Annotated in this window: 15 protein-coding genes; 8 read left to right on the forward strand and 7 right to left on the reverse strand. The window is 66.3% G+C overall.

The genetic code is table 11. The features are described 5' to 3' along the window. Positions 1 to 14: 14 nt before the first annotated feature. Complete coding sequence (locus DA1_RS23225; protein ID WP_013802182.1) at positions 15 to 725, reverse strand: ABC transporter ATP-binding protein; 711 nt, start codon at positions 723 to 725, stop codon at positions 15 to 17. 16 nt (positions 726 to 741) lie between these two features. Between DA1_RS23225 and DA1_RS23230 the strand changes: the two genes are divergently transcribed. Next, entirely contained in the window at positions 742 to 1,407 is a 666-nt protein-coding gene (locus tag DA1_RS23230; RefSeq protein WP_034398647.1) for an arylesterase, read from the forward strand. Between the two features lie 19 nt (positions 1,408 to 1,426). On the opposite strand, the gene DA1_RS23235 is transcribed toward DA1_RS23230, so the two are convergent. The 5 genes from DA1_RS23235 to DA1_RS23255 form a co-directional block, all read right to left on the reverse strand. After that, the gene (locus tag DA1_RS23235) at positions 1,427 to 1,612 is read right to left on the reverse strand and encodes a hypothetical protein (RefSeq protein WP_034394318.1); all 186 of its coding nucleotides are present in this window, start codon (positions 1,610 to 1,612) and stop codon (positions 1,427 to 1,429) included. 64 nt (positions 1,613 to 1,676) lie between these two features. After that, the gene (locus DA1_RS23240; protein ID WP_034394321.1) at positions 1,677 to 2,486 is read right to left on the reverse strand and encodes a DUF2189 domain-containing protein; all 810 of its coding nucleotides are present in this window, start codon (positions 2,484 to 2,486) and stop codon (positions 1,677 to 1,679) included. 111 nt (positions 2,487 to 2,597) lie between these two features. Next, entirely contained in the window at positions 2,598 to 4,349 is a 1,752-nt protein-coding gene (locus DA1_RS23245) for an alkaline phosphatase D family protein (RefSeq protein ID WP_034394324.1), read from the reverse strand. Positions 4,350 to 4,447: 98 nt separating this feature from the next. Further along, on the reverse strand, positions 4,448 to 5,677 hold the full coding sequence (locus DA1_RS23250; protein WP_013802177.1) for a PLP-dependent transferase: 1,230 nt from the start codon (positions 5,675 to 5,677) through the stop codon (positions 4,448 to 4,450). A 100-nt stretch (positions 5,678 to 5,777) separates the two neighbouring features. Continuing rightward, positions 5,778 to 6,248: a BON domain-containing protein gene (locus tag DA1_RS23255; RefSeq protein ID WP_034394327.1), complete on the reverse strand. Its 471-nt coding sequence runs from the start codon at positions 6,246 to 6,248 to the stop codon at positions 5,778 to 5,780. 150 nt (positions 6,249 to 6,398) lie between these two features. Between DA1_RS23255 and DA1_RS23260 the strand changes: the two genes are divergently transcribed. The 4 genes from DA1_RS23260 (at position 6,399) to DA1_RS23275 (ending at position 10,653) form a co-directional block, all read left to right on the forward strand. Continuing rightward, positions 6,399 to 8,144, forward strand: a complete 1,746-nt coding sequence (locus tag DA1_RS23260; protein ID WP_034394330.1) for a SulP family inorganic anion transporter — start codon at positions 6,399 to 6,401, stop codon at positions 8,142 to 8,144. Beyond that, positions 8,095 to 8,958, forward strand: a complete 864-nt coding sequence (locus DA1_RS23265) for a GGDEF domain-containing protein (RefSeq protein WP_013802174.1) — start codon at positions 8,095 to 8,097, stop codon at positions 8,956 to 8,958. The genes DA1_RS23260 and DA1_RS23265 overlap by 50 nt, the downstream gene beginning before the upstream one ends. After that, positions 8,945 to 9,814 carry a MinD/ParA family protein gene (locus tag DA1_RS23270; RefSeq protein WP_013802173.1) on the forward strand — a complete coding sequence of 290 codons (870 nt, stop codon included), beginning with the start codon at positions 8,945 to 8,947 and terminating at the stop codon, positions 9,812 to 9,814. The genes DA1_RS23265 and DA1_RS23270 overlap by 14 nt, the downstream gene beginning before the upstream one ends. Positions 9,815 to 9,879: 65 nt before the next feature. Further along, complete coding sequence (locus DA1_RS23275; RefSeq protein WP_034394337.1) at positions 9,880 to 10,653, forward strand: sulfurtransferase; 774 nt, start codon at positions 9,880 to 9,882, stop codon at positions 10,651 to 10,653. Positions 10,654 to 10,753: 100 nt separating this feature from the next. Here the strand turns inward: DA1_RS23275 and DA1_RS23280 are convergent, their stop codons facing one another. Then, positions 10,754 to 11,533 carry an IclR family transcriptional regulator gene (locus tag DA1_RS23280; protein WP_034365152.1) on the reverse strand — a complete coding sequence of 260 codons (780 nt, stop codon included), beginning with the start codon at positions 11,531 to 11,533 and terminating at the stop codon, positions 10,754 to 10,756. 237 nt (positions 11,534 to 11,770) lie between these two features. Here DA1_RS23280 and DA1_RS23285 point away from each other — a divergent pair, with 237 nt between their 5' ends. The 3 genes from DA1_RS23285 to DA1_RS23295 all read left to right on the forward strand — a co-directional run bounded on the left by DA1_RS23285 (position 11,771) and on the right by DA1_RS23295 (position 14,052). After that, entirely contained in the window at positions 11,771 to 12,544 is a 774-nt protein-coding gene (locus tag DA1_RS23285) for an ABC transporter substrate-binding protein (protein WP_034394340.1), read from the forward strand. Between the two features lie 90 nt (positions 12,545 to 12,634). Next, positions 12,635 to 13,300, forward strand: a complete 666-nt coding sequence (gene ehuD / locus DA1_RS23290) for an ectoine/hydroxyectoine ABC transporter permease subunit EhuD (protein ID WP_034394345.1) — start codon at positions 12,635 to 12,637, stop codon at positions 13,298 to 13,300. Next, the gene (locus DA1_RS23295; protein ID WP_034394348.1) at positions 13,297 to 14,052 is read left to right on the forward strand and encodes an amino acid ABC transporter ATP-binding protein; all 756 of its coding nucleotides are present in this window, start codon (positions 13,297 to 13,299) and stop codon (positions 14,050 to 14,052) included. The genes ehuD and DA1_RS23295 overlap by 4 nt, the downstream gene beginning before the upstream one ends.

The following is a 14,052-nucleotide window of genomic DNA, read 5'->3' on the forward strand; positions in this document are numbered from 1 at the left end:
TTGCTGGCGTCTGATCAGGCCGCCAGCGCCTGCCCCTCTTCGATGCTGGCGACGCGGCCGGCCTCGATGGTCACGCGGCGTTCGCAGCGCGCGGCGATGGCTCGGTCATGGGTGACCATGACCAGCGTCGTGCCGCGCTCGCGGTTGAGCGCGAACATCAACTCCATGATGGTTTCGCCGGTCGCAAAGTCCAGGCTGCCCGTGGGCTCGTCGGCCAGCAGCACGGCGGGCTCGACCACGAAGGCGCGGGCCAGCGCCACGCGCTGCTGCTCGCCACCCGACAGCAGCTTGGGATAGTGGCCCAGGCGCTGCCCCAGGCCGACGCGCTCCAGCATCTCGGTGGCGCGGCGGCGGGCCTCGCGGCTGCCCGCCAGCTCCAGCGGCAGCATCACGTTCTCCAGCGCCGTCAGATTGCCCAGCAGCTGGAAGCTCTGGAACACAAAGCCGAGCTTTTGCGCGCGCACGGCGGCGCGTGCATCCTCATCCAGCGCGAACATGTCCTGGCCCTGCAGCCGCACAGTGCCGCGCGTGGGCGTATCCAGGCCGGCAAGAATGGACAGCAGCGTGCTCTTGCCCGAGCCCGAGGCACCGACGATGGCCACGGTTTCCCTTGCCGCGAAGCGCAGATCGATATCCCTCAGAATATCCAGTGTTCCGGTCGAATCGCTGACCGACTTGAAGACATGCTCGACTTCGATCAGGGGCTGGGCAGTGCTTTGTGACATGGAGGATGGGAAGACGATGCAAGACAAGCTGCGCGCAATGCGCCGACGCCGCCACTTTATATCGGCCGGCTTGGCCTTCGGCCTGCTGGGTACTTGGACGGCCACGTCCACGTGGGCAGCCGAGACGGGCCCGCTGCTGGTGCTGGGCGACTCGCTGAGTGCCGAATACGGACTGGCCCGTGGCACGGGCTGGGTGGCACTGCTGCAAAAGCGCCTGCAGGAGAGCCCAAAGAATGTGCCGCTGGTCAACGCCAGCGTGAGTGGGGAGACCACCTCGGGCGGCCGCTCTCGCCTGCCTGCCTTGCTCAAGCAGCACAAGCCATCGGTGGTGGTGATCGAATTGGGTGGCAACGATGCGCTGCGGGGTCTGCCGCTGCAAAGCACGCAGGGCAATCTGGACGCCATGGTCCGCGCGGCCCGGGATGCCGGAGCCAAGGTACTGCTGGTGGGCATGCAGGTGCCGCCCAACTATGGCAGCGGCTATACGCGCCAGTTCGAGCAGTTGTTTGCCAAGGTGGCGCAGGAGCAGAAGGTGCCGCTGGTGCCCTTCCTGCTGGCCGGCATCGGCGATGCGGCCGATTCTGCCCAGTGGTTCCAGGCCGACCGCATCCACCCCACGGCCAAGGCCCAGCCGCGCATGCTGGACAACGTCTGGCCCCAGCTCAGCAAGCTGCTGCCCTGAGCTCAGGGCAGGCAGGGTGTCAGCTGCCGCGGCCTTCCTCGCCGGGACGGGCTGCTGCAGGAGATGCCTGCGCACTACCTTCTGAGCCGTCGCCCTCATGGTCGTCGGGTCTTTTTTCGGCCTTGGCCTTCTCCTTCTCTAGCTTCTTCTGCTTCTTGGCCAGTTCGCGCTGGCGTTTTTCATAGGCGTAATTGGGTGTCGCCACAGGTGGACTCCTCTGTTGTTGCAAGCCCCACTGTAGCCGCAAGACGGGGCATGCCAGGAAAACCTCAGGATATGGTGGACGCAGGCACGGCGGAATCGCCCACGCTGCAACGGTATGCATGCCAACTGGCACAGCCCAGCAAAGGCCCCACCAGCAGCAGGCCCGCGCCATGCCACCACAGGGCAACCGCCACCAGCACGGTGATGATCGCGGCCCACTGCAGCATGACGGCCAGGTTCAGGCCGACCACGCGCATGCTGGTGATGCAGGCCGTGAGCGCATCGCTGCCCCGGTCCAGCATGGCCGGGAGCGCCACCACCATGCTGGCGAACACCAGGGCCGCGAATGCGCCGCCGACCAGCAGGTAAATGGCCAGGAATTCCCAGTTCTCGGGCCGCGCCACGGCCTGCAGCATGCCGGCCGTGGTGGGCATGCCGGTATCGAAGAACACGGCAAAGACCACCATGGAGGCGCGCGCCCAGAGCATCTCCAGCACCAGCAGCACCATGACCAGCATGCCCATGCTGCCCATCTGCGTGTCCCAGCAGGTCAGCGAGCTGCTCAGTTGGGGCGGCAAGCCCCGCTCCAGCCTGCTGCTGGTGTCGTACAGGCCCATGGCCAGGAAGGGGCCGATGAGCAGGCAGCCGCTGGCCATGGCCATGCTGTATTCCGGGCTGGCGCGGAACACCCAGCCGATCAGCAGGGCCATGGCCCAGAAGCACAGGCCGTAGAACAGCGCCACGCCGGGCGCACGCCGCAGATCGCGCCAGCCCAGGGCCAGCCAGCGCCAGGGATCGGCCATGCGCAGCAGTTGCACCTGCAGCATGCCGGCCGGGTTGTCGGAAGCTTTCTCGGGAGCGGGGGATGCCTGCATGCCTGGACCTCCTGGATCAGCGAGTCCAAAGTTATCGCAGCCATGGCACTGCTGCCATGGCGGAAACTACCGAGGCCGCCCAGACACCCAGGTCTGTGCCCAAGTCTGCACTCAGGCCTGGACCAGCTTGCCCGGCTGGCCGGGCAGCACCTTCCAGGCCGCATCGCGCGCAGCCTGGTACTGGCGGCTGAACACGGTGTCCACGTAGATCCACTCGGCCTGGCAGGCCTGCGGCGTGGCCGTGACGATCATGTAGCCACGGCGCGAGGTATCGCAGTACTTGAGCGTGGAGATGAATTGCAGCAGCGCGCCACGCAGCTGGGCCGGGTCCTGGCCCGACAGGTATTCCTCGAAACCCGGCGAGCTGACGGACGAGGTGGCGAACTCCACGCCCACGGCCTGCCCGCTGCGGTCACGCAATTCGCTGGCCCAGGCGTTGTGGGTGTCGCCGGCCAGCACGACCAGGTTCTTGCCCAGGCTGCGCGCCGTGGCCAGCACGGTCTCGCGTGCCACGGCATAGCCGTCCCAGGCATCGAGGTTGTAGGGAATGCTGGGCTGGGCCAGGATGGCCTTTTCCGCCGCCGTCAGGCTGGCCGGGTTGGCCTGCGCCTTGGCCAGCAGCGCCGCGTAGGCCGGCAGCGAGACACCGCTGCCGGGGCTGAGGATGTCCATCAGCAAGGGCGCCGGCAGCTCCATGCGCCCCATCAGCACCTGCTGGCCCAGCACCTGCCAGGTGGCCTGCGAGGCTGCCAGCTGCTGGCCCAGCCACTGGGTCTGGGTGGCGCCCATGAGCTGGCGCGCAGGATTGGCCATGTCGGAGGTGAAGCGTGCCGCGTCCAGGCCCTGGGCGGTGAAGTAGTCGGCGTAGTCCAGTTGTTTGTCGCGGCCGATGACGCGCGTGTCCAGCATGTGCAGCGCCAGCAGGTCGCCGAAGGCGAAGCTGCGGTAGATGATCTCGGGCTGCGCGTTGCGCGTGGGCATCCACTCGTGATAGGCCTTGAGCGCGGCCACCTTGCGCAGTTCGAAATCGCCCTCGGTGGCCGGCTGGTGGTTTTCGGCGCCGTGCATCCAGGTGTCGTTGGAGACTTCGTGATCGTCCCAGACGGCAATCATGGGAGCCGCCGCATGCAGGGCCTGCAGGTCGGCATCGCTCTTGTACTGGGCATGGCGCTGGCGGTAGTCGGCCAGGCTGACGATTTCGTTGGCCGGCAGGCTCTGGCGTTGCATGGCTTCGGCCTTGCCATTGGCATAGCCTCCGCGTGCGTATTCATAGATGTAGTCGCCCAGGTGCACGGTGGCATCCAGGTCGCCCTGGCGCGCGGCATGCGCGTAGACGTTGAAGTAGCCCGCCGGGTAGTTGGCGCAGGAGAACACGGCCAGCTTGACCTGCTGCACGGCGCCCACGGGCAGGGTGCGCGTGCGGCCCGTGGCGCTGGTCATGCCCTGGCAGCGAAAGCGGTAGTGGTAGCGCGTGGCCGGCTTGAGGCCCGTGGCGTCGGCCTTGAAGGTGAAGTCCTGGGTGGCGCGCGCCATGGCCTTGCCCGACACCACGATGGTCTTGAAGTCGGCGTCCGAGGCCAGTTCCCACTCCACCTCGATGTCGCTGGAATGGCCCTGGGGCGGCGTCACGCGGGTCCAGAGGATGACGCGGTCGCTCAACGGGTCGCCGCTGGCCACGCCGTGGCGGAACTCGACGGGAATGCTGCTGTCGCCATCGGAGCCGCCGCAGCCGGCCAGTGGCAGCGCCAGGGCCGATGCGCCCATGCCGCGCACGAAATGGCGGCGGCTGGCCACGATGCCGGACCCATTGGACGCGGTCTTCGCGTGCTGCAGGATATTGGTGATGCTCTCTTTGTGCTTCATGCTGGACCAGGGGCTGGAGGCCCCCGTGGGATGGTATGAAGCCAACGAGCATCGGTGCTGCCGGTGACAGGCGCATGTCACCGGCGCCTGGCGCTCAACTATGCGAACGCAGCGGCCAGAGCCTGCTCCAGGTCGGCACGCAGGTCCTGCACGGCCTCCAGGCCGATGGCAAAGCGCACCACGGTGCCGCTGCGCAGCTGGGGCGTGGGGCAGCTGCGCATGGACGGCAGCTCATAGGGCACGACCAGGCTGATGGGGCCGCCCCAGCTGTAGCCGATCTTGAACAGGCGCAGGCTGTCGCAGAAGCGGTCCACGGCCTGCTGGCCGTGGCGCGGGTCGATGACCACGCTGAACAGGCCGGCCGCCACGCCCTCGCCGCCACCGGCTGCGCCGCACAGGGCCTTCCAGTTCTCGTGGCCTGGAGCGCCTTCCAGCGCGGGATGCAGCACCTGGACCACGGCCGGCTGCTGCTGCAGCCAGCGCGCCAGCTCGCGCGCGGCGCGGTCCTGTGCGTGGTAGCGCAGCGCAATGCTGGGCAGCGAGCGCAGCACGGCCTCGGTGTCGTTGCCGCCCACGCCCAGGCCCAGGCGCATATGGGCCAGCTTGATACGCATGTGCAGCGCCTGGTCGCGCGTGATGATGCTGCCCATGAGCACATCGCCACCGCCGCTGGGGTACTTGGTCAGCGCATGGACGGTGGCGTCCACGCCCAGGCTGTGCGAGCCGTCGCCCAGCAGGTCGAAGGGATTGAAGGCCAGGCCCGCGCCCCAGGTGTTGTCCAGCACGGTGGTGATGCCGCGCGCGCGGCACAGGCGCACCATGGCGATGAGGTCAGGAAACTCCATGGTCACCGAGCCCGGCGCCTCCAGCCAGACCAAACGCGTCTTGGGCGTGATTTTGGCTTCGAGGTCGGCAACATCCATGGCGTCGTAGCACTGGTGGCGCACGCCGAAATGGGCCAGCTCGCCCTCGCTCAGGGTCTTGTTGGGACCGTAGGCGTTGTCGGGCAGCAGCATCTCGTCGCCGGTGCGCAGCAGGGCCAGGGAGGTGGTGGCGATGGCCGCCAGGCCGCTGGGCACCAGCAGGCATTGCAGGCCGCCTTCCAGCGCGCTCAGGCGCTCTTCCAGCAAGAAGGTGGTGGGCGTGCCGTGCAGGCCGTAGGTGTAGCTGCTCTTGTCCAGCCACTGGCGGCGGCGCATGGCCGCCACGTTCTCGAAGATCACCGTCGAGGCCTTGTGCACCGGCGGCTGCGGCGCGACAAAGCCTTCGGGCGGCTGGTAGGGATGGTGGATGAGATGGGTGCTGATCTGCAGGTCGGGTGTGCTCATGCAGCGCATCTTATGCGCTGGGCAACGGCGTTCAGGCATAAAAAAACCAGGCGGACAAAGCGCCTGGTTTTCATTGGGGGAGCAAAGCCGGTGGCTGCGATCAGCTGGCCTTGATCTCCAGCATGTTGCTGACGTTGTTCACGCCCTTGACGGCCTTGGCAATGTCGCCGGCGCGCATCTTGAGCGCATCGCTGGGCACCGAGCCGGTCAGCGTGACGGCGCCGGCCTTGGTGTCCACGTCGATCTTGAGAGCGGAGATATCGGGTTCCTTGATCAGGTCGGCCTTGATCTGGGCGGTGATGCCTGCATCGTCGAGCGCGGCGCCTGCCTGGCTCATGGCGTTGGTGGTGGCCGTTTCGGCCTTCATCGCGCCTTCCTCGATCTTGGTGCCGGCGCTGCTCATGGCGTTGTCGATCTTCTGGCCTGCGCTTTGCGCGGCCTGCTGGGACTGCTGGACGGCGGAGTCGAGCTTCTGACCGGCAGTGTCTTCGGTCTTGCCGCATGCGGCGAGGCCGAAGGCCAGGGCGGACACGGCGAGGATGTGGCAGCAGCGTTGGGTGATGAAAGTCATGCGGTTACTCCTTGAATAGTTGTGAGGCGGTCAACACAGGCCTCGACTTTATTTATGGCCCAGGGACAAACCCATACGACGCCGACGCAAGCGCCTGTAGGACAAGCCCGAACATCCCGGCACCATCCAGTTAGCATGACAATAGCGGCCATGCATTCCCTGGCGCGCTGGTTTCCCTTCCTGGCATGGCCCAAACCCTCGGCAGCCGTGCTGCGCGGGGAGTTCTGGGCAGGTCTCACCGTTGGTCTGATGCTTCTGCCCCAGGGCGTGGCCTATGCAGCGCTTGCCGGCATGCCGCTGATCACCGGCATTTACGCCTCCATCGTCCCTGCCCTGGTGGCCGTGATGTTCAGCGGCTCGCCGCGCCTGGGCGTGGGACCCACGGCCTTGAGTGCTCTGTTGATCGGCGCCTCCCTCACGGGCCTGGCCGAACCCGGCTCCGCGCACTGGGTGGCCCTGGCCGCCTGGATGGCGATTTTGTCGGGCCTGGTGCAGTGGTCGCTGGGCCTGATGCGCGCCGGCTGGCTGCTCAACCTGGTGACCTCGCCCGTGCTCACGGGTTTCACCCAGGCCGCAGCGCTGCTGATCCTGGCCTCGCAGTTGCCCACCTTGCTGGGACTGCGTTCGACCTGGAGCGCGGTCTGGAACACGCCTTCGCTGCAGCTTTTCGACTGGCAGTCCATCCTCTACGGCATTGCCAGCATTGCGCTGCTGGTGCTGGCCAAGCGCTGGCGCGCGGCCTTTCCCTCGGCCATCTTCATCATTGCGCTGACCGGCGTGATCAGCTGGGCCACGGACTTTGCCGATGACGGTGGCGCCGTGGTCGGCCACCTGCCGGCAGGCCTGCCCAGCTTCCAGTTGCCGGGATTGCTGAGCTGGGACGAATTCGGCGCCCTGGTGATGCCGGTGCTGGTGATCTCGCTGGTGAGCTTTCTGGAGACGGCCTCCAGCGCCCAGGTGGAGCACCAGCAGGCCGGCACGCGCTGGAACGAGAACCAGGATCTGGTCGCCCAGGGGCTGTCCAAGATCAGTGCGGGCCTGTTCGGCAGCTTTGCCACCAGCGCCTCGTTCTCGCGCTCGGCCGTGAACCTGCTGGCCGGCGCCAAGACGGGCTGGTCCAACGTGTTCTCCATCCTGCTGGTGGTCATCGTGGTGCTGTGGTTCATCCCGGCGCTGTACCACGTGCCCAAGGCGGCGCTGGCGGCCATCGTGATCACGGCCGTGGTCAACCTGGTCAAGCCGCGCGTGCTGCTGCAGTTGTTCAAGGTGTCGCGCGTGGAGGGCAGCATTGCGCTGGCCACGCTGCTGCTGACCATCGTCACGGCGCCGCGCATGTACTGGGGCGTGTTCGCGGGCATTGTGCTGAGCCTGGGCTACTTCCTCTACCAGCGCCTGCATCCGCGCATCATCGAAGTGGGCCAGCATCCCGACGGCAGCCTGCGCGACCGCAACCTCTGGCAACTGCCGCCGCTGGCGCCGGGCCTGCTGGCCCTGCGCATGGATGCCGAGCTGGACTTCGGCTCGGCCTCTGCCCTGGAGCGTCGTATCGGTGACGAATGGGCGCTGCGCCCGGAGACACACCATCTGTGCCTGCTGGCCCAGCCCATCAACCGCATCGACGTGACGGGCGTGGAGACCTTCGTGCGCCTGCAACTGCTGGCGGCCAAGCGCAGCGGCGTGCTGCATGTGGTGGGCCTGAAGCTGCCGGCCGAACAGGTGCTGCTGCGGGCGGGCGCCCTGCACCGCGGAACGCACCTGCGGCTGTACCGCACCGATGCGGAATTCCTCGCCTCCCTTGCCCTGCCGCCGTTCGTGCCTCCACCAGGATCAACATCTGTTACCACCGATGGTGCAAAAGTCGATGCCGGCGCGGCGACAATCGAGCCTACACACTGATACACTTCACTGGCTTTTCATTCAGCCCTCCGTGACTGCCCCCGCATCCCACCAATCCGTATACCTGCGCGACCTGCGCCTGGCCACAGCCCACGCGCTGGTTACCCACGCTGGTGGGGCGGTCCATCTGCCCACGGATTCGCCGACGCGATATCTGCAGGCGCTGATCGATGAACTGTGCTCGCTGTCGCTGCGCGACCCGCTCACGGGGCTGGCCAACCGCCGCCATTTCCGCACCATTGCCGAGCGCGAGATCGACCGCGTGGCGCGGTCTGGCGAAGCGGCCCTGATGCTGATGCTGGACATCGACCATTTCAAGCAGATCAACGACCAGCACGGCCATATCGTGGGCGACCGGGTTCTGCAGTCGGTGGCCCGTACCCTGACCAATTGCGTGCGCCCCATGGACACGCTGGCCCGCTACGGAGGAGAGGAATTCGCCATCGTGCTGCCCGCCTGCCCTGCGACCTTCGGTGTCTCCGTGGCCGAACGCATACGCAGCGCCATCGAGCGCATGCCGGTCGTCATCTCACCCACGCTGACACTGCAGATCACCATCAGCATCGGCGGCGCCTATGCGCTGCAGTGGATACGCAGCACCACAACCCTGTGGACCGAGCGTGCCGACAAACAGTTGTACCTGGCCAAATCCGCCGGCCGCAACCGCGTGCACATTGAAGAACAACCTGACAGTACGGTAAGCGCGGAGGAAAAAAGCCTGCTTTTCGGACCTTTGTATGCCCCGTCCCCGTTTGACAATGGGCTGAATCCAGATATTGCAACCGATGTGGACCCCGAAGATGGACTCCGCTGATAGCCAGGTGGTAAGCGACAACGCCATTCCCCACCCCTCCCTGCCCGCTGCCGTTCCGATGAGCGATGCCGTGCGCGCCAAGCCGCGCGGACACATCATCGCCGTGACCAGCGGCAAGGGCGGCGTGGGCAAGACCTTCGTTTCGGCCAATCTGGCCGCAGCGCTGACACGCCATGGCCTCAAGGTCCTGGTGCTTGACGCCGACCTGGGTCTGGCCAACCTGGATGTGGTGCTCAACCTCTACCCCAAGGTCACGCTGCACGATGTATTCACCGGCCGTTCCTCGCTGGAGGAAGCCATCCTGCCCGCGCCTGGCGGCTACTCGGTGCTGCTGGCCGGCTCCGGGATGATCGAGTACTCGCGGCTCACGCCCGAGATCCGCCAGCAGTTCACGCACACCATCGAGACACTGGCCCCGCGCTACGACATCGTGCTGCTGGACACCGGCGCAGGCATCTCGGACGTGGTGCTGTTCTCCGTGTCCATGGCCACCGAGGTGCTGGTCATCGCCACGCCCGAGCCCACCTCGCTGACCGATGCCTATGCGGCCATCAAGGTGCTGGCCATCCAGCAAAAGCGCCAGCAGATCCGCCTGGCCATCAACCAGGCGGCACGCCCCGGAGATGGCCGCGCCATCACGGGTCAGCTGCAGCAGGTGCTCAACCGCTTTGTCAACACGGCCTCCGGCGAGCCATTGCGGCTCACGCACCTGGGCGATATTCCGTCCGACCCGGCCGTGCGCGAGGCGGTGATGCGCCGCCAGTTGCTGCTGCAGTCCATGCCCGGCGCACCGGCTTCGCTGGCAGTGGCCCAGCTGGCCAATAAAATCAAGGCCCTGCTGGTGTCGGGCGGCTGATCGGGTCGCCTCTCGCCGGCGCCCCGATCCAACCCGCGGCCTGTGCCGCACCCGCCTGCCTGCCCGTGTCCGACATCCTCAATATTTCCTGCTACAAATTCACGCCGCTGCCCGATGCAGCGGCGCTGCGCGACACCCTGGCCGAACGCGCCCAGGCCCTGGCGCTCAAGGGCACCATCCTCCTGGCCGAGGAAGGCATCAACTTCTTCCTGGCCGGCCCCGCCCAGGCGGTGCACAGCTTCGTTGACCAGTTGCGCGCCGATGAGCGCTTTGCCGACCTGGCCCCCAAGGAAAGCTGGTCCGACACCGTGCCGTTTCGCAAGATGCTGGTCAAGGTCAAGCGCGAGATCATCCGCATGGACCACCCCACCATCCGCCCGGCAGAGGGCCGTGCGCCATCGGTCAGCCCCGCCACGCTGCGCCGCTGGCTGGAACAGGGCCACGATGACGAGGGCCGCGAGGTGGTGACGCTGGACACGCGCAACGACTTCGAGGTCGATGCCGGCGCCTTCAAGGACACCATCGACTGGCGCATCACCAAGTTCACCGAGTTCCCGCCCGCGCTGCGCGCCCACAAGGCCGATCTGGCCGACAAGACCGTGGTCAGCTACTGCACGGGCGGCATACGCTGCGAGAAGGCCGCCATCCTGATGCGGGACGAGGGCCTGGAGCATGTCTACCAGCTGGAAGGCGGCATCCTCAAGTACTTCGAGGAAACCGACGGCGCCTTCTATGACGGCGGCTGCTTCGTCTTTGACGAGCGCCGGGCCGTGGACGCGGACCTGTCGGCCGCACCCCAGCTGGAGCATCCGCAGGCCCAGGAGACTCCGTCTCCATAGACTGCTCCCCCAGCCCTGACTTGAAGCCCCTGGGCATGCACGCCACGCTTGCGGCGTGCGACAACAATGCGGCCGTACCGGCTGCAGCATCGGCCGCTGTTCAACCCAGGGCACGCACCGAGTTGCTGAGCGAGCGGGCGCAGGCCAGCAGCCCTGGGCCCAGGCGGGCTTGCGCTTCCTCCACCGTCCATCGGCTGGTCGGCGCGACGATGTGCACGGCAGCCACGGGGCGGCCATGGCTGCCGATGACGGGCGCGCCCAGCGTCATGTCGCCCAGAAAGAGTTCCTCCCGGTTGACGGCATAGCCGCGCCGACGCGCCTGGGCCAGTTCATCGAGGATGGCGGCCTCGTCCGTGATGGTGAAACGTGTGTGCGCGGTCCGCTCGCTCTGGCGCAGCAGGGCCAGGGCTTCTTCATCGGGCAGTGCGCTCAGCCAGGCACGCCCCGAGGCAGTGCAGTACATGGGGATGCGGCTTCCAATGGGCATGTGCACCGGCACAAACTGGGCGCTGATGAAGCGTGCCACGTAGACCATCTCCAGCCCGTCGGGCTCGGTCAGACAGGTGGTCTCGGTCGTGATTTTGGTCAGCTCCGAAAGATACGGATTGGCCAGGTCGATCACCGGATTGGCCGCCAGGTAGTTGTAGCCCACGCGCATGACGCGCGGCGCGAGCTGGTAGCGCCGGGTTTGCGGATGCTTGCGGACATAGCCCAACTGCTCCAGCGTGAACACCATGCGTTGCGCCGAGCTTTTGTTGATGCCCGCAGCGGCGGCCACATCGGCCAGCGTCATGCTCCGGTGCTGAGCGCTGAAAGCGCAGAGCACGGCCAGGCCTTTCTCCAGCGACTGGTTGAACAGGGGGTTGGTGTCGTCATCCATCGGTGACGAAGCGGGTTGAGGCGTTGCTTGCATGGCGGCAAGTATAGGCATTCACCTCCAAAGAATCGCATATCGATTTCTTTGAATTGCTTAGTGGTTTTCTCTTATTTCTTAAAGATTCATCCACATTGATCATTGGCGCGGTTCCGAGAATTCTCCGCTGCAGGCGAGGGGCTGCCCCCAAAGGTGACCTGTCCCTGCTGTTTCCTTCCGCCGTTCACGCCAAGGAGTCAGGCAATGCCAGGTTTTGTCCACCGCGTCCTCCAACTCGCCCTGGGCATGTGTGCCGCCGGCGCCGTCGCGCTGGCTGCAGCGCAAGGCGGCAGCGCCCCGGCCAGCTACAACGTGGGCGCCACGCCCACAGGCATTCCGTTCACCTTTCTGGATGTCAAGAGCAACAGCATCCAGGGCATGATGATCGACACCATGCAGGCCGTGGCCAAGGCCGGAGGCTTCCAGGCCCATGTGCAGCAGACCAGCTTTGCGGCGCTGATCCCCTCGCTCACATCCAGCAAGATCGACATCATCTCGGCCGCCATGCTCAAGACCGCCGCACGCCAGCAGGTGGTGGATTTCAGCGATGCGGTCTACTCCTACGGCGAGGGCCTGATCGTCAAGGCTGACGATGCCAAGGCCTATGTATCACTGGACGATCTCAAGGGCGAGGTCGTCGGTGCCCAGGTGGGCACGGTGTTCTACGACCTGCTGCAGAAAAAGGGCATCTTCAGGGAAGTGCGCAGTTACGACTCGGTAGCCGACATGACGCGCGATCTGGCGCTTGGCCGCATCAAGGCAGGGCTGGGTGACCAGCCCATCATTGCCTACCAGATCCGCCAGCACAGCTTCCAGGGCGTGAAGCTGGCCGAAAGCCACAAGCCCTCCAACGTGGGGGATGTGTGCCTGGTGGTGCGCAAGGGTGACACCGAAACCCTGGCCCGCCTGAACAAGGCCATCGCCACCATCAAGGCAGACGGCACCCTGGCCCAGATCGTCAAGAAGTGGGGCATCTGAGGACATCGGACGCCCGCCGGGTCGCCTCGCGCCTCGCCTCCCCCCTTGCCGCGCAATGCACGGCAATGACACCTTCGAGGAAAGTACGCCATGCAAGCATTTGTGCAGCACGCGCGAGAGTTCCTGCCCATCCTGCTGCAAGGAGCGGTGGTCACGGTGCAGGTCACCGCGCTGTCGTTCCTGTTGTCCAGCGCGATCGGACTTGTGCTGGCGCTGTGCAAGCTCTCACCCGTGCGCGCCGTCTCGTGGGCCGCTTCGACCGTGGTCAATGTGATACGGGGCCTGCCCATCATCGTGCAGCTGTTCTACATCTACTTCGTGCTGCCCGAGGTCGGTATCCAGCTCACCGCATTCCAGGCCGGCGTGATCGGCCTGGGCATTGCCTATTCGGCCTATCAGGCAGAGAACTTCCGCGCCGGCATCGAGGCGGTGGACCCAGGCCAGCGGGAAGCCGCATTGGCCATGGGCATGCGACCCGCCCTGCTCATGCGCCGCGTGGTGCTGCCGCAGGCATTCCGCATTGCGCTGCCGCCCTACGGCAACACCCTGGTGATGATGCTCAAGGACTCGTCCCTGGTCTCCACCATCACCGTGGCCGAGATGACGCGCCAGGGCCAGTTGATCGCAGCGTCCACCTTCCAGAACATGACGGTCTACACCCTCGTCGCCCTGCTCTACCTGGCCATGAGCCTGCCGCTGGTATGGGGGCTCAGGCGTCTGGAGAAGCGCTTTGGAGCGGGGAGGAAGTCACCATGATCGAGATTGACCACCTGGAAAAGGCCTACGGCGAGCATCGCGTGCTGCGGGGCGTCAACCTGCACGTGGCACGTGGAGAAGTGGTGTGCCTGATCGGCCCTTCGGGATCAGGCAAGTCCACTGTGCTGCGCTGCATCAACGGCCTGGAGTCGTACCAGGGCGGCGAGGTGCGCGCATTCGGGGAGTGCGTGGACACCCGCGCGCCCTCCATCCACGCGCTGCGCAGCCGCATGGGCATGGTGTTCCAGCGCTTCAACCTCTTCCCGCACCGCACCGTGGTGCAGAACGTGATGGAAGGCCCCATCCATGTGAAGGGCCAGGCTCCCGGCCAGGCCCATGCCGAGGCATTGGAGCTGCTGCGCAAGGTAGGCCTGGCAGACAAGGCACAGGCCTGGCCCGCACAGCTGTCGGGCGGACAGCAGCAGCGGGTGGCCATTGCCCGCGCCCTGGCCATGAAGCCCGAGGCCATGCTGTTCGACGAACCCACTTCGGCCCTGGACCCCGAACTGGTGGGCGACGTGCTGGGCGTGATGCGCCAGCTGGCCGAAGAAGGCATGACGATGATCGTGGTCACGCACGAGATGGCCTTTGCTCGCGAGGTGGCCGACCGCGTGTGCTTTCTGCATGGCGGCACCATCGTGGAGGAAGGCCCTTCGGCCCAGGTGCTGGGCGCACCGCGCCATGCACGCACGCAGGACTTCCTGCGGCGCGTGCTGCAGCAGCACTGTGCGCCATCAGGAGGTGCGGCATGA

The organism is Delftia acidovorans NBRC 14950 (genome assembly GCF_001598795.1).
In the GTDB taxonomy this organism is placed as follows: domain Bacteria; phylum Pseudomonadota; class Gammaproteobacteria; order Burkholderiales; family Burkholderiaceae_C; genus Comamonas; species Comamonas acidovorans.

Bases quoted from the DNA above. Each gene is read 5' to 3' on its own strand.
- DA1_RS23285 (WP_034394340.1), top strand. From the start codon at position 11,771: ATGCCAGGTTTTGTCCACCGCGTCCTCCAACTCGCCCTGGGCATGTGT.
- ehuD (WP_034394345.1), top strand. From the start codon at position 12,635: ATGCAAGCATTTGTGCAGCACGCGCGAGAGTTCCTGCCCATCCTGCTG.
- DA1_RS23225 (WP_013802182.1), bottom strand. From the start codon at position 725: ATGTCACAAAGCACTGCCCAGCCCCTGATCGAAGTCGAGCATGTCTTC.
- DA1_RS23240 (WP_034394321.1), bottom strand. From the start codon at position 2,486: ATGCAGGCATCCCCCGCTCCCGAGAAAGCTTCCGACAACCCGGCCGGC.
- DA1_RS23270 (WP_013802173.1), top strand. From the start codon at position 8,945: ATGGACTCCGCTGATAGCCAGGTGGTAAGCGACAACGCCATTCCCCAC.
- DA1_RS23255 (WP_034394327.1), bottom strand. From the start codon at position 6,248: ATGACTTTCATCACCCAACGCTGCTGCCACATCCTCGCCGTGTCCGCC.
- DA1_RS23230 (WP_034398647.1), top strand. From the start codon at position 742: ATGCAAGACAAGCTGCGCGCAATGCGCCGACGCCGCCACTTTATATCG.
- DA1_RS23245 (WP_034394324.1), bottom strand. From the start codon at position 4,349: ATGAAGCACAAAGAGAGCATCACCAATATCCTGCAGCACGCGAAGACC.
- DA1_RS23260 (WP_034394330.1), top strand. From the start codon at position 6,399: ATGCATTCCCTGGCGCGCTGGTTTCCCTTCCTGGCATGGCCCAAACCC.
- DA1_RS23250 (WP_013802177.1), bottom strand. From the start codon at position 5,677: ATGAGCACACCCGACCTGCAGATCAGCACCCATCTCATCCACCATCCC.
- DA1_RS23280 (WP_034365152.1), bottom strand. From the start codon at position 11,533: ATGGATGACGACACCAACCCCCTGTTCAACCAGTCGCTGGAGAAAGGC.
- DA1_RS23265 (WP_013802174.1), top strand. From the start codon at position 8,095: ATGGTGCAAAAGTCGATGCCGGCGCGGCGACAATCGAGCCTACACACT.
- DA1_RS23295 (WP_034394348.1), top strand. From the start codon at position 13,297: ATGATCGAGATTGACCACCTGGAAAAGGCCTACGGCGAGCATCGCGTG.